Source organism: Micromonospora sp. NBC_01412 (assembly GCF_045040215.1).
In the GTDB taxonomy this organism is placed as follows: domain Bacteria; phylum Actinomycetota; class Actinomycetes; order Mycobacteriales; family Micromonosporaceae; genus Micromonospora; species Micromonospora rubida.
The window spans coordinates 1,910,816-1,924,047 of record NZ_CP109528.1; the positions used below are offsets into that span (position 1 = coordinate 1,910,816).

The following is a 13,232-nucleotide window of genomic DNA, read 5'->3' on the forward strand; positions in this document are numbered from 1 at the left end:
GATCGAGGACAAGAATCTGATGGCGACCCTGTTGTACCGGCTCGGCCGGGCCTCGCTGCGCCGCCGACGGCTCGTCGCCGTCGTCTGGCTCGTCGTGCTCGTCGGCCTCGGCCTCGCCGCGGCGACGCTGCGCGGCCCCACGGCGAGCAACTTCACCATGCCCGGCACCGAGTCCCAGCAGGCGATCGACCTGCTCAGCGAGCGGTTCCCGGAGGCCAGCGGGGCCACCGGCACCATCGCCGTGAAGGCTCCGGCGGACGGCCAACTCGCCACGCCCCAGGGGCAGGCCCTGGTCGGGCAGGTGACCCAGGAGGCGGCCACCCTGCCCGGAGTGGTCGGCGCGGTCGACCCGTACCAGGCCCAGGCGATCTCCCCGAACGGCCGGTACGCGCTGATCCAGGTGCAGTTCGCCGGCCGCGCGGACGACGTCACCGACGCCCAGCGCGACGCGTACGAGAAGGTGGGCGCGCAGGCCGAGGCGCAGGGCTGGCAGGTCGCCCCGGGCGGCGAGGTGCTGAACGCCGAGCCGGAGATCGGCTCGACCGAGGCGCTGGGCGTCCTGGTGGCGGCGGTCGTCCTGATCATCACGTTCGGCTCGCTGGTCGCGGCCGGGATGACCATGCTCAACGCGCTGATCGGCGTCGGCGTCGGCATGGCCGGCCTGTTCGCGCTCAGCGGCGCCATCGAGCTGACCAGCACCGCGCCGATCCTGGCCCTGATGCTCGGCCTGGCGGTCGGCATCGACTACTCGCTGTTCATCACCTCCCGATATCGGCAGAACCTGCTGGAAGGGCTGTCCGCCGAGGAGGCCGTCGGCCGGGCGGTCGGCACCGCGGGCTCGGCGGTGGTCTTCGCCGGTGCCACGGTGGTCATCGCGCTGGCCGGCCTCGCGGTGGTGCAGATCCCGTTCCTGACCGTGATGGGCCTGGCCGCCGCCGGCACGGTGACCATCGCCGTGCTGGTCGCGATCACTCTCGCCCCGGCCCTGCTCGGCTTCGCCGGCACCCGGGTGCTCCCCCGCAAGCTGCGCAAGGCCGAGGCGGCCGCCGGGGCCGGGCCGGCCGGAACCCCCGAGGCGGCTGCCGCGGCCGAGGACCGGTCCGGCTTCGGCTTCCGCTGGGCACGCCTCGTCACCCGGCTGCGCGTACCGGTGATCCTGGTTGCCCTGGTCGGCCTGGGCCTGCTCGCGCTGCCCGCCCCCGACATGCGGCTGGCCCTGCCGGACGCCAGCACGGCTGCGACCGGCTCGCCGGCCCGGGTGAACAGCGACCTGATCCGGGAGGGCTTCGGGCCCGGCTTCACCGGCCGCCTCGCGCTCGTCGTCACGTCCGACTCGCGGGAGGCGACGGCCGCCGCCGCACCGCAGGTCGCCCAGCTCGTCCAGCAGACGGACGGGGTGCTCGCGGTGGCCCCGCCGCAGACCGACCCGACCGGGCGGACCGCGCTGCTCGGGGTCATCCCCAAGAGCGGCCCGACCGACGAGGCCACCGAGAACCTGGTGCACGACATCCGCCGGCAGGTCTCCGGCGTCACCGGCGCGGACGTGCTGCTGACCGGCGTGACCGCGATCGGCATCGACGTGTCGGAGAAGCTCTCCGACGCGCTGCCGGTCTACCTGGTGCTCGTCGTCGGCCTGTCGATCCTGCTGCTGATGCTGGTGTTCCGGTCGATCCTGGTGCCGGTCAAGGCCGCCCTCGGCTTCCTGCTCACGGTCGCCGCGACGTTCGGCATCACCGTCGCGATCTTCCAGCAGGGGCACCTGGCCGACCTGGTCGGCCTGGACACCCCGAGCCCGCTGGTCAGCTTCCTGCCGATCCTGCTCATCGGCATCCTGTTCGGGCTGGCCATGGACTACGAGGTCTTCCTGGTCTCCCGGATGCGGGAGGACTTCGTGCACGGCGACACCGCGCAGCAGGCCACCGTCAACGGCATGGGGCACGGCGCCCGGGTCGTCACGGCCGCCGCGCTGATCATGATGGCGGTGTTCGGCGGCTTCGTCTTCCTCGACGACCCGATCATCAAGTCGATGGGCTTCGCGCTGGCCATCGGCGTGGCCATCGACGCCTTCGTGGTCCGGATGACCATCGTCCCGGCGGTGATGTCGCTGCTCGGCAAGGCAGCCTGGTGGATTCCCCGCTGGCTCGACCGGCTGCTGCCCAACGTGGACATCGAGGGCGAGGGGCTGCGCGCCCACCTCGCCGAGAAGAAGCCGGCCGACGCCTGACCGGTCCGGCCCCGGGGCCCCGCACCGCCGCTCAACCGGCGGGGCGGGGCCCTTCCGGCTCAGACCCCCGCCGGGTACGTCTCCATCTCCCCGAACGTGGTGAGCGCGGGCAGCGGGTGCAGCGCGGTGGTGTCGTCGCACCAGACGAAGGCGTCGTAGCGCTCGCCCAGCCGGGTCGGCACGTAGTTGCCCCACGACTCGAAGGTCGGGTCGTAGACCACGCCGATCGCCCGGTGGTCGTGCTCGTCCGTGACCCAGCCTGGCTGGTCCGGGCCGCCGAAGACCAGCACCGCGCGCTCCGGCATCAGCTCGTGCAGCCGCCGCTCGACCGAACCGGGTCGGGCCGGCGGCACCACCATCGCCTCGGCGGGCGACCCCCACCGGGGAGCCGCCACCACCGTCCCCCGGTAGCTGCCGAAGCCGACCAGCACCACGTCGTCCGCCCCGTGCCGCTCCCGGGCCAACTGGCCGATGTTGACCAGCCCGTCGGCGGCCATGTCGGTGGCCCGGGCGTCGCCGACGTGGGTGTTGTGCGCCCAGACGACGCCCCGGGCGTCCGGGCCGTGGAAGTCCAGGAGCCGGTCCAGGGTGTCCGCCATGTGAATGTCCCGCACGTTCCACGACTCCGGGCCGCCCGCCACCATCGCCTGGTAGTAACGCTCCGCGCCGGCCACCACCTCCGCGTTCTGCCAGGCCGAGAAGCGGTCCGGGCCGTCCAGGGCGGCCCGTTCCCTGGTACGCGCCAGCAGCTTGATCACCTCCTCCTCGCAGCGGGCCGAGACGAACCGGCTGGCCGCGCCGTACTCCTCGACCCGCCGCCCGTACGGCTCGAAGCACCGGTACGCCTCCTGCGCGGCCTCCAACGAGGTCGGGTCCTCCTCGCCCAGGTAGTCGAAGATCGCCTGCATGGACTCCCAGAGGCTGTAGACGTCCAGGCCGTGGAAGCCGGCCCGCCCTTGGACCGGCTGCTCCAGGTTCCACGCCCGCAGCCAGCGGCAGAACCGGGCCACCTCGGCGTTGGCCCACATCCACGTCGGCCAGCGCTCGAAGCGCTCCAGGGCGGCCTGCGGGTCGGCGAGGCCGTTCGGGGCGGCGGTGACCGACCGGTGCACCCGCTCGCAGTCGGGCCAGTCCCCCTCCACGGCGACGAAGGAGAAACCCCGCTCGGCGATGAGCCGCCGGGTGAGCTGCTCGCGCAGCCGGTAGTAGTCGTGGGTGCCGTGCGTCGCCTCGCCGATCATCACGATCCGGGCGTCCCGGATCCGCTCCAGCAACGGATCGAAGTCGCTCGGCGCGCCGAGCCGCTGTACCAGCATGCCCGCGGCTACCCGGCCCAGTTCGGGGCAAACCGGCCGGCTCCGAACCCCGAGCCCTTCGGGCGAGGCCCTGAGTGACAACCCGGATCAGCGTCCCTCCGGCACCCGGCCGGGTTCGGGGCGGAGGGGCGAGATCGATGGGACGGAGGCTGGCATGCTCTCCCGCGCAGCGGGTAGCCGGCGGCATGACGGTCAGCGGGACGGAGTTGCAGGAGTACGTGGCCGGGCTCGACTACCCGGTCTCCCGGGAGGACCTGGTCCGCTGGGGGCAGGAGAACGGTGCCAGCACGGACGTGTTGCAGATGCTCCACGCACTGCCGGCTGAGGAGTTCGCCTCCCCCACCGAGCTGAGCGAGGCGCTGGGCAGCCTCGCCTGACGGCCACCGCAGCGACGGCTACGACGCCCATCGACGTCGACGCGACGTCCACCCGTCGGTGGGCGGACGGCCGAGTCTCAGCCCGGGAGGTCGACGGTGCGGCCCTCGGCGCGGGCGGTCTCGGCGGCGACCAGAACGGCCACCACCTCCCGGCCGAACCGGACGTCGCAGCGGTGGTCCCGGGTGCCGGAGTCGATCTCCTCGGCGAGCTGGTCGATCGCGGCGGAGAACGCGGTCAGCGCGTTGCCGTCCCCGGGCGGAACCTCCACCACGCCGTTCTCCCCGAAGAAGACGAAGTCGCGGGTGGTGGCCTCGGGCGGCGCGTCGAGGGTGAGCGACACCGCGCTGGTCGCCCCGCCGTCGTGGGTGAGCAGCAGGTGGACCAGGCCGCTCGGGCCGTCGGTGGCCGCGACCCGGGTCACCCGGCCGAGCACCGGCAGGATGATCGACAGTGCGTGCGGGCCGATGTCCCACAGCGCGCCCCGGTCCCGCCGCCACTGCGACGCGCCGTACGGGTTGCCGGGCTGAAAGATGGACGTGAACATCGTCGCCCGGGCGTGCTGCCACCCCCCGGCCGCCGCGGTCGAGGCGAGGAAGCCGGTCACGTTCGGGTGGAACCGCTGGGTGAAGAACACCACAGAGGCGACGCCGGACTGCGCGGCCGCGGCGACCACCCGGTCGGCGTCGGCGAGGGTGAGCGCCAGCGGCTTGTCCAGCAGCAGGTGCCGGCCGGCCGTGGCGGCCCGGACGGCGATGTCGGCCTGCACATCCGGGGGCAGCGCCACGGCGACCGCGTCGCAGGCGTCGATCAGCGCGTCGATCTCGGTGAAGACGGGCACCCCGTGCCGCCGCGCCAAATCCGCCGCCTTGTCGGGGTTGCGGCCCCAGACCCCGGCCAACTCGGCGCCGGGGTGCGCGCCGATCGCCGCCGCGTGCGTCTCCGCCGCCCAGTGGCCGGTACCGAACAAGCCGAACCGCAGCACGTGAACTCCCGGTGTCGTCGCTGGCCACGGCAGTCCCGTAGCCGTGATCCACGCTAGTCGCCCGGCCGATCCGACGCAGCCGACGGGGCCGGACCGAACCGGACCAGGCCAGCCCGCGAACCGGCGGGCCGGGGCGGGGCGAGTACTACACGGGTTAGTAGGCTGTCCCGGTGACCGAGACTCCGACTCCGGTGCCGTTGATGACCAGCGCCGTCGCGGCCGGCTCGCCGGTGGACGGGATCCTCGCGACGGCGACGATCGTGCTGTCGCTCGTACTCGCGGTGTGGGCACTGGTGGCGGCGATGCGCGACCGGTCGCCGGATCGGGTGCAGCTCGCCGGCCTGGCCGTGCTGGAGCTGGGCCTGCTCGCGCTGACGGTGGCGGCGCTGGTCGCGCTCGGCGGCGGCGACCGGCCGGGCGAGCCCGGCGCGTTCTTCGGCTACCTGGTGACGCTGGTCTGCCTGCCGCCGCTGGCCTGGGTGCTGGCCCGGATGGAGCCGACCCGGTGGGGGTCGGCGATCATCTGCGCGATCTGCCTGGTGACCCCGGTCGTAGTGGTCCGACTGCAACAGACCTGGGAGGTGCTCGGTGGTTGAGACGAAAACGCCCCGGCTGGCCACGAACTCCGGGCCGGGCCGGTTGCTGATCGCCGTGTACCTGCTGTTCGCCATCGCCGCGACCTCCCGGGCGGGGTTGCAGATCGCCACGAAGCTCGACGAGGCGCCGGTGGCGTACCTGCTCTCGGCGGTGGCCGCGCTGATCTACATCGTGGCCGCGGTGGGGCTGGCCCGGGCCGGCCACGCGGGCCGGCGGGTCGCGCTGGCCTGCTGCTCCGTGGAGCTGGTCGGGGTGCTCGGCGTCGGCGTCCTCAGCCTGGTCGACCCCGAGCTGTTCCCGGACGAGACGGTCTGGTCGCAGTTCGGCAGCGGGTACGGCTACGTCCCGCTGGTGCTACCGGCGCTCGGCCTGCTCTGGCTCTGGCACACCCGCCCCCGCCCCACCTGACCCCACCCCGCACACCCCACCCCCGCTCTTTCACGGAAAGAGTGGGGGTGGCATGTGGAATGGCCACTCTTTCCGTGAAAGAGCGGCCATTCGTGGGTGGGGGTGGGGGGTTAGGACTTTGGGCCGCCGGCCACGTAGATGACCTGGCCGGAGACGAAGGAGGCGCCCTCGCTGGCCAGGAACGAGATGGTGTGGGCGACGTCCTCCGGGCGGCCCACCCGGCGGACCGGGATCTCCGACTCGGTGTGCTTCTGGAGCGCCTCGAAGTCCACCTTCATCCGGGCGGCGGTCGCGGCGGTCATGTCGGTGACGATGAACCCCGGCGCGACCGCGTTGACGGTGACGCCGAACGGGCCCAGCTCGATGGCGAGGGTCTTGGTGAAACCCTGCATGCCCGCCTTCGCCGCCGCGTAGTTGGCCTGGCCCCGGTTGCCCAGCGCCGAGGTGCTGGACAGGTTGACGATCCGGCCCCACTTCCGCTCGACCATGTGCTTCTGCGTGGCCTGGCTGAACAGGAACGCGCCGCGCAGGTGCACGCCCATGACCATGTCCCAGTCGGCGTCGGTCATCTTGAACAGCAGATTGTCCCGGAGCACCCCGGCGTTGTTGACCAGCACGGTCGGCGCGCCCAGCTCCGCGGCGACCCGCTCGACGGCCGCCTCGACGTGCTCCCGGACGGCGACGTCCGCGCCGACGCCGAGGGCCCGGCCGCCGGCCGCGACGATCGCGTCCACGGTGTCCCTGGTGGCCGACTCCTCGATGTCGACCACGGCGACCGCCAGGCCGTCGGCGGCCAGCCGGCGGGCGGTGGCCGCCCCGATCCCCCGCGCGGCCCCGGTGACGATCGCGACCCGCTGCTCCTCGGACATGCCTACCTCCCGGTAACCTACGGCGACCCTCGGAGCCTAGCCCACCCCCGGGATCAGTAGGCGGCCCCGCGACAGAGGCGGATCCAGCGGTAGCCGTAGCCGGCGAGCTTGAGCGAGTCGAGCTTGCCCACCTCGCCGTAGTTGCGGTCGGCGAGGACGTCTGTCGGCAGGTCCGCCTCGCCGGCGAGCGTGCCGAGGTCGACCTCGACGTCGTCGGTGCCGAGGTTGTGCAGGAAGACCATCGTCCCGGTCGAGCCGTCGGCGCGGTGGGCGAGCACCCCGTGCGGCGTCGGCACGTCGATGTGGGTGGTCGAGCCGGAGCCGATCTCCGGCGCCTCACGCAGCGTCCGGATCATCCGCTCGAACCAGGACAGCAGCGACTTGTGGTCGCCGCGCTGGGCGGTGACGTTGACCTTCTCGTACGAGAAGTCGCCCTTGTCGATCACCGGGCGGACCAGCTTCTCCGGGTCGGCCGTGGAGAAGCCGGCGTTCGGCTTGTACGACCACTGCATCGGGGTACGGATCGCCTCCCGGCCGGGCAGCGAGAGGTTCTCGCCCATCCCGATCTCCTCGCCGTAGCGCAGCACCGGCGTGCCGCGCAGCGAGAACTGGAGCGCGTACGCCAGCTCGACGCGCCGCCGGTCGTTGCCGAGCATCGGGGCGAGCCGGCGGCGGATGCCCCGGTCGTAGATCCGCATGTCCTCGTCGGGGCCGAACTCGGCGTACACCTGGTTGCGCTGCTCGGTGGTGAGCCGGGACAGGTCGATCTCGTCGTGGTTACGCAGGAAGGTGGCCCACTGCCCGCCGGTGGGCAGGATCGGGGTGTCCCGCAGCGCCTCGATCACCGGCTCCGGGTCCTGGCGGGCCAGGGCGAGCACGAGCCGGCCGTTGAGCATGAAGTCGAAGAGCAGGTGGATGCGGTTGCCGGAGCCGCTGCCGTCGCCGAAGAAGGTGGGGAGCTGGTCGGGCTCCACGTTGGCCTCGGCGAGCAGGATGGCGTCGCCGCGCCGCCACTGCACGTGCTGACGCAGCTCGGTGAGGTACTCGAAGTCCTTCGGCGAGTTCGGGTTGCCCGGCTCGGTCAGCTCGATGATGAACGGCACCGCGTCCATCCGGAACCCGGAGACGCCGAGCTGGAGCCAGAACGAGACGATCTTCTTGACCTCGGCGCGGACCTCGGGGTTGTTGAAGTTCAGGTCGGGTTGGTACTTGTAGAACCGGTGGTAGTACCAGGCCTTGGCGGTCCGGTCGTAGCTCCACGTCTCGTTCTGCTCGCCCGGGAAGACCATGCCCTGGTGTCGGTCGTCCGGCTCGTGGTCGGCCCAGACGAACCAGTCCCGGTACGGCGAGTCGGGCGAGGACCGGGCGGACTGGAACCACGGGTGCTCGTCCGAGGTGTGGTTGACCACCAGGTCGATGATCACCCGGATGCCCCGGTTCTGCGCCTGGTGCAGCAGTTCGGCGAAGTCGCCGAGGCTGCCGAAGCGGGGGTCCACGTTGTAGAAGTCGGTGACGTCGTAGCCGTCGTCCTTGTTCGGCGACGGGTGGATCGGGTGCAGCCACAGGCAGGTCACCCCCAGCCGGGCCAGGTAGTCGAGCCGGCCGATGAGGCCGCGGATGTCGCCGACCCCGTCACCGTCGGAGTCCGCGTACGTGTCGATGTCGAGGCAATAGACGACCGCCTCGGAGTACCACCTGTCACCCATGCCGGCGTACCTTCTCCGATTCCGGCTCCCGGCAAACGCGAATGCCGCCCGCGTCAGGGCGGAGCCGGGCCGAGGGCCGGGCGGTGGGCTGGGCTGGCGGGCTGGCGGGCTGGCGGGCTGGCGGGCTGGCGGTAGCGTGCCGGTCATGAGCGTGGGGTCGGAGGCAGGGGACCGGGACGTGGACTGGGCCGAGGGCTGGTGGCTGCACCAGCCGGTGCGGTCCGAGCCGACCCCGGACGGCGGGCTGGTCGTCGAGCCGGGCGCGGGAAGCGACTTCTGGCGGCACACCAGCTACGGCTTCGTGCACGACGACGGCCCGGCCCTGCTCGCCCCGCTGCCGGTCGACACCGCCGTGGAGGTCACCTTCCGGCTCGACTTCACCGAGCAGTTCGACCAGGCCGGCGTGCTGGTCCGGGTGGACGAGCGGAACTGGGTCAAGGCGGGGGTGGAGGTCAGCGACGGGCAGCCGCAGGTCGGCGCGGTGGTCACCCGCGAGGTCTCCGACTGGTCGGTCGCGCCGGTGCCGGAGTGGGCAGGCCGGGAGGTGACGGTCCGGGTCAGCCGGGCCGGGGACGCGCTGACCGTCCGGGCCCGCGCGGGCGACGAGCCGTGGCGGCTGGTCCGGCTGGCCCCGCTCGCCCCGCAGGCCGAGGCGTCGGCCGGGCCGTTCTGCTGCTCGCCGAGCCGGGGCGGGCTGGTGGTCCGGTTCCTCGGTTGGCGGCGGGGCCCGGCGGACGCGGCGCTGCACCCGGAGGACTGAACGCGGGGGTCCCGGGGCGGGCCCGGTCACCGGCAGGTGTGATCGCCCGCGGACTGGGTAACACCTTCCGATCCCCCCGGCGGCCCGCGGAAGGACAACCATGGCCCTCGCCCAGAACGTCGATCCGTCCCAGTTCACTGGGCTGACCGGGTGGGTGGCCAGCGTGATCGACTCGCTCGGCGCGGTCGGGGTGGCCGCGCTGGTCGCCCTGGAGAGCATCATCCCGCCGATCCCGAGCGAGGTCGTGCTGGCCATGGCGGGGTACCTCGCGGCCGAGGGGCGGTTCAACCTCGTCCTCATCGTGGTCGCCGCGACGGTCGGCTCGGTGGTCGGCGCGCTGGTGCTCTACTGGCTCGGCGCGGCCGTCGGCGAGGACCGGCTGAAGCGGTGGCTGGATCACATCCCCCTGGTCGACCGGGAGGACCTGGAGAAGGCCAACCGGTGGTTCGAGCGGCACGGCCGGTGGGCGGTGCTGATCGGCCGGGTGGTGCCGGTGGTGCGCAGCCTGGTCTCCGTCCCCGCCGGGGCGAACCGGATGCCGCTGGGCGAGTTCATCCTGCTGACCACGCTGGGCAGCGGGGTGTGGAACTCGCTGATCGTCGGCGCCGGCTTCGCGCTCGGGTCGCGCTGGGAGGATGTGGACCAGTACAGCAGCTGGTTCAACTACGCGATCTTCGCGGTCTTCGGCGTGATGATCGTGAGCTGGGCGGTGAAGAAGGTGCGTCGCCGCCGCGCGCGGCGCGACCGGCAGTCCATGACCACCGGCCGCTGACCGCACGCTGCCGCTCAGTTGAACTGGGCGGTGATGCTGGTGAACTCCCAGGTGTTCTGTGCGATGCCGGAGCAGTTCGACACCACTCCCCCGCCGGGGCACGGCCGGTCGCGGTTGACGGCCCAGAAGGTGAACCGGGACAGGCCCCGGGCCTTCGCCCAGTCGCGGATCTGCGTCCAGGTCGCCGCGGTGGTCAGCTCCTGCTGGTCGGACAGGCCGTTCATGCCGGAGATGCCCATGTGCGTGTACGCGGTGGCGTCGGACCAGCCGAAGGCGTTCTTCAGCGCGGTCTTCAGCCCCTCGGAGGCGTTGACGGTGCTCTGGTACATGTTGGCGCCACCGCCGAAGTCGAACGGCATGATGGTGAACGTGTCGATGTTCGCCCCGAGCGCGGCGGCCTGGTTGATCAGCCGGGTGCCGTAGTACGACGGCCCGGTGGTCGTGGTGCCGAAGGTGACGATCGTCTTGATCCCGGGGTTGTTCTGCTTGACGATCTTCAGCGCGCCGAGGATCCGGTCCTGCACCGCCTCGTTCTCGAACTCGTCGCTGTTCTCGATGTCGATGTCGATCGCCTTCAGCCCGTACGCGTTGATCACCTGCTGGTACGCCGCCGCCAGCGCGCTGGCCGACGAGCAGTTCGGGCCGAGCTTGTTGCCGCTCCACCCGCCGAAGGACGGGATGACGTCGCCCCCGGCGGCCCGGATCGCGGCGATGGTGTTGGCGTGCGCGCCGCCGGTGAGCGGGCCGCTGCCGTCCCAGGCCGGGGTGCAGCCGCCGCCGGAGAGGACGAACGCGATGGTGAACCACTTGATCCCGGTCGCACCCATCACCGTCGAGGGCGCGGGCGGGTCGCCCCAGCCCGGGTAGAGGTACGGCGCGGCGGCCATCGGGGCGTTCCCGCCGCTGCAGCCGGTGGTGGTGGCGGAGACGGCCGGCGACTTCGCCGACTCGCCCGAGGAGTTGTACGCCGCCACGGTGTAGCTGTGCGCGGAGCAGGCTGCCAGCCCGGACACCGTCGTCGAGGTGCCGGTGACGGTGGCCTTCACGGTGCTGCCCTCGTACACCCGGTAGCCGGTGATCGTGCCGGAGACGGCGTTCCAGGCCAGCGAGACCGAGGCGGCGGTGGTGCCGGTGACCCGCAGCCCGCCCGGGGTGGCCGGGCCGGACGGGTTTCCGCCGCCGGTGCAGGAGCCGCCGTTGACGGTGCAGTTGGTCGGGTCGCCGGTGCCGGCGACGACGAACCCGAACGACGTGCTGGCGCCCGGGGCGAGGGCGCCGTTCCAGGACTTGTTGACGGCGGTCACGTGCTGGCCGGCGGTGGTCATCGTGGCGTCCCAGAAGGCGCCGAGCGAACTGCCGGCGGGCAGGTCGAACTGGACGTTCCAGGAGCCGATGCTGGCCGAGGTGTTGTTGGTGACGGTGAACTTCGCCTCGTACCCGCTGCTCCAGCTCGAGGTGCGGACGAAGGCGGCGGTGGCCGCCGACGCGGCCGGCGGGGCCATGAGAGTGGCCGCGACGACGGCGGCGGCGAGCGCGGCGGCGAACGTCGCCGCGCGGGGGGACCGGAGTTTCACGGTGGCCTCCAGGGGACCGGTGGTGGGGGTTTCCGCCCGAGGGGGGTGGGCGGGACCGCCGGCCCACGCGGGGCGGGCCGGCGGTGGTGCGGGGACGGTGGTACGGGGGGACTGTGGTGCGGGGTGGTGCGGGGTGGTGCGGGGTGGTGCGGTCAGGTCAGGGCCGGGTCAGGAAGGGGCCGGGTCAGGGCAGGGTGGCCAGGTGCGGCTTGACGGTGCGGGCGAAGCCGTTGCCGTTGCTGACGTCCCAGTTGACCGACCAGGTCATCGCGCCCCGGATGCCCGGATAGGTGCGCGGCGGGCGGAAGCTGCCGCAGTTGGTGCCCTTCGCCAGGCAGTCGAGGGCGGCGTTGACCACGCTCGGGGCGACGACGCCGCCACCGGCCGCGCCGGGGCCGGCGGGCAGGCCGAGCCCGACCTGGTCGGGGCGCAGCCCGGCCTCCAACTGGATGCAGGCGAGCGCGACGATGAAGTTCACCGTGCCCTGGCCGTACGCGGCGTTGTTGTCGCAGCCGAGCATCGCCCCGGAGTTGTAGAACTGGGTGTTGACCACGGTGAGGATGTCCCGGATGTCCAGGGCGAGCTTGAAGTAGCCGGCGGCCGGGGACTGCATGTCGATGGTCTGCGGGGCCATCGCGATGATCAGGTTGGCCCCGACCCTGGCCCGCAGGGCGCGCAGCGCCTGGGCCATGTACGTCGGGTTGAGGCCGTTCTCCAGGTCGATGTCGACGCCGTCGAAGCCGTACCGCTGGATGAGGGCGTACGTGGTGTTGGCGAAGGCGGTGGCCGACGCGGCGTCGTTGACCGCGACCCGGCCGGTCTCGCCGCCGACGGAGAGGATGACTTTCTTGCCGCGCGAGCGCAGGGTCTGCACGTCGGCGGTGAAGTCGGCGTCGGTGTAGCCGCCGAGGGCGGCGGACAGGCCGGGGTCGACGGCGAAGGTGACCGCTCCGGGGGTGCCGGTGGCCTCGGCGAAGGCGACCGCGATCAGGTCGTACTCGGCGGGGACGTCGCGCAGCCGCAGCTCGACGGCCGGGTTGTCGAAGTTGTGCCAGTAACCGGTGAGCATGTGCTTCGGCAGGTTGCCGGTGGGCGGGGCGGTGGTCGGGGGCGGGGTCGTCGGCGGCGGGGTGGTCGGCGGCGGGGTCGTCGGGGGCGGGGTCGTCGGGGGCGGGGTGGTCGGCGGCGGGGTCGTCGGGGTGGGGCCGCCGCCGCAGGGGGCGCCGTTGAGCTGGCAGTTGGTCGGGCTGCCGGAGCCGGTGGCGAGGAAGCCGAACGACACCGACGCGCCGGGGGCGATGCCGCCGTTCCAGGAGCGGTTGGTGAAGGTGTACCGCTGGCCGGAGGTGGTCAGCAGGGCGTCCCAGTAGCTGCCGACGGCGGTGCCGGCCGGCAGGTCGAAGGTGACGGTCCACGCGGAGATGGCCGTGGCGCCGCCGTTGGTGATCGTGTACTTGCCCTCCCAGCCGGAACCCCAGTCGGAGGTCTTGACAAAGTTCGCGGTGGCCCCGGCGGCGAACGCCGGCAGCGCCACCCAGGCCGCCCCGACGGTCGCGGCCAGCGCCGTCACCAGGGCCAGGACAAGGGATCGGGAACGCTTCATGCAACCCTCCACGCCCGGACGGGCATTCACACTCGTCTACGTT

12 protein-coding genes are annotated in these 13,232 nt (G+C 72.6%); 6 read left to right on the forward strand and 6 right to left on the reverse strand.

Annotation, left to right across the window (positions count from 1 at the left end; translation table 11 throughout):
• The first annotated feature begins 19 nt into the window (after window positions 1-19).
• Window positions 20-2,224, forward strand: coding sequence for an MMPL family transporter (locus OG617_RS08455; RefSeq protein ID WP_405100205.1), 2,205 nt, complete (start codon window positions 20-22; stop codon window positions 2,222-2,224).
• A 59-nt stretch (window positions 2,225-2,283) separates the two neighbouring features.
• On the opposite strand, the gene OG617_RS08460 is transcribed toward OG617_RS08455, so the two are convergent.
• Window positions 2,284-3,540 (reverse strand): erythromycin esterase family protein, encoded by a 1,257-nt coding sequence (locus tag OG617_RS08460; protein ID WP_405100207.1) that lies wholly within the window; start codon window positions 3,538-3,540, stop codon window positions 2,284-2,286.
• Between the two features lie 185 nt (window positions 3,541-3,725).
• Between OG617_RS08460 and OG617_RS08465 the strand changes: the two genes are divergently transcribed.
• A complete protein-coding gene (locus tag OG617_RS08465) occupies window positions 3,726-3,917 on the forward strand; it encodes a DUF2795 domain-containing protein (protein WP_396684238.1) in 192 nt (63 codons plus the stop codon).
• Window positions 3,918-3,994: 77 nt separating this feature from the next.
• Here OG617_RS08465 and OG617_RS08470 read toward each other — a convergent pair whose 3' ends face one another.
• Entirely contained in the window at window positions 3,995-4,897 is a 903-nt protein-coding gene (locus OG617_RS08470) for a Gfo/Idh/MocA family protein (RefSeq protein ID WP_405103559.1), read from the reverse strand.
• A gap of 203 nt (window positions 4,898-5,100) precedes the next feature.
• Between OG617_RS08470 and OG617_RS08475 the strand changes: the two genes are divergently transcribed.
• Entirely contained in the window at window positions 5,101-5,496 is a 396-nt protein-coding gene (locus OG617_RS08475) for a hypothetical protein (protein ID WP_405103561.1), read from the forward strand.
• Window positions 5,489-5,905: a hypothetical protein gene (locus OG617_RS08480; RefSeq protein ID WP_405100209.1), complete on the forward strand. Its 417-nt coding sequence runs from the start codon at window positions 5,489-5,491 to the stop codon at window positions 5,903-5,905. The genes OG617_RS08475 and OG617_RS08480 overlap by 8 nt, the downstream gene beginning before the upstream one ends.
• A 110-nt stretch (window positions 5,906-6,015) precedes the next feature.
• On the opposite strand, the gene fabG is transcribed toward OG617_RS08480, so the two are convergent.
• Both fabG and OG617_RS08490 read right to left on the reverse strand, forming a co-directional pair.
• Entirely contained in the window at window positions 6,016-6,774 is a 759-nt protein-coding gene (gene fabG / locus OG617_RS08485) for a 3-oxoacyl-ACP reductase FabG (protein WP_405100211.1), read from the reverse strand.
• 53 nt (window positions 6,775-6,827) lie between these two features.
• A complete protein-coding gene (locus OG617_RS08490; protein WP_405100213.1) occupies window positions 6,828-8,480 on the reverse strand; it encodes an alpha-amylase family protein in 1,653 nt (550 codons plus the stop codon).
• A gap of 145 nt (window positions 8,481-8,625) precedes the next feature.
• Between OG617_RS08490 and OG617_RS08495 the strand changes: the two genes are divergently transcribed.
• A complete protein-coding gene (locus OG617_RS08495) occupies window positions 8,626-9,240 on the forward strand; it encodes a DUF1349 domain-containing protein (protein WP_405100215.1) in 615 nt (204 codons plus the stop codon).
• 100 nt (window positions 9,241-9,340) lie between these two features.
• The gene (locus OG617_RS08500; protein ID WP_405100217.1) at window positions 9,341-10,012 is read left to right on the forward strand and encodes a DedA family protein; all 672 of its coding nucleotides are present in this window, start codon (window positions 9,341-9,343) and stop codon (window positions 10,010-10,012) included.
• A 14-nt stretch (window positions 10,013-10,026) separates the two neighbouring features.
• Here the strand turns inward: OG617_RS08500 and OG617_RS08505 are convergent, their stop codons facing one another.
• Window positions 10,027-11,586, reverse strand: a complete 1,560-nt coding sequence (locus tag OG617_RS08505; RefSeq protein WP_405100219.1) for a cellulose binding domain-containing protein — start codon at window positions 11,584-11,586, stop codon at window positions 10,027-10,029.
• Window positions 11,587-11,770: 184 nt separating this feature from the next.
• The gene (locus OG617_RS08510; protein ID WP_405100221.1) at window positions 11,771-13,189 is read right to left on the reverse strand and encodes a chitinase; all 1,419 of its coding nucleotides are present in this window, start codon (window positions 13,187-13,189) and stop codon (window positions 11,771-11,773) included.
• Between the last annotated feature and the right edge of the window lie 43 nt (window positions 13,190-13,232).

Bases quoted from the DNA above. Each gene is read 5' to 3' on its own strand.
- OG617_RS08455 (WP_405100205.1), top strand. From the start codon at position 20: ATGGCGACCCTGTTGTACCGGCTCGGCCGGGCCTCGCTGCGCCGCCGA.
- OG617_RS08510 (WP_405100221.1), bottom strand. From the start codon at position 13,189: ATGAAGCGTTCCCGATCCCTTGTCCTGGCCCTGGTGACGGCGCTGGCC.
- OG617_RS08500 (WP_405100217.1), top strand. From the start codon at position 9,341: ATGGCCCTCGCCCAGAACGTCGATCCGTCCCAGTTCACTGGGCTGACC.
- fabG (WP_405100211.1), bottom strand. From the start codon at position 6,774: ATGTCCGAGGAGCAGCGGGTCGCGATCGTCACCGGGGCCGCGCGGGGG.
- OG617_RS08490 (WP_405100213.1), bottom strand. From the start codon at position 8,480: ATGGGTGACAGGTGGTACTCCGAGGCGGTCGTCTATTGCCTCGACATC.
- OG617_RS08475 (WP_405103561.1), top strand. From the start codon at position 5,101: ATGACCAGCGCCGTCGCGGCCGGCTCGCCGGTGGACGGGATCCTCGCG.
- OG617_RS08460 (WP_405100207.1), bottom strand. From the start codon at position 3,540: ATGCTGGTACAGCGGCTCGGCGCGCCGAGCGACTTCGATCCGTTGCTG.
- OG617_RS08495 (WP_405100215.1), top strand. From the start codon at position 8,626: ATGAGCGTGGGGTCGGAGGCAGGGGACCGGGACGTGGACTGGGCCGAG.
- OG617_RS08465 (WP_396684238.1), top strand. From the start codon at position 3,726: ATGACGGTCAGCGGGACGGAGTTGCAGGAGTACGTGGCCGGGCTCGAC.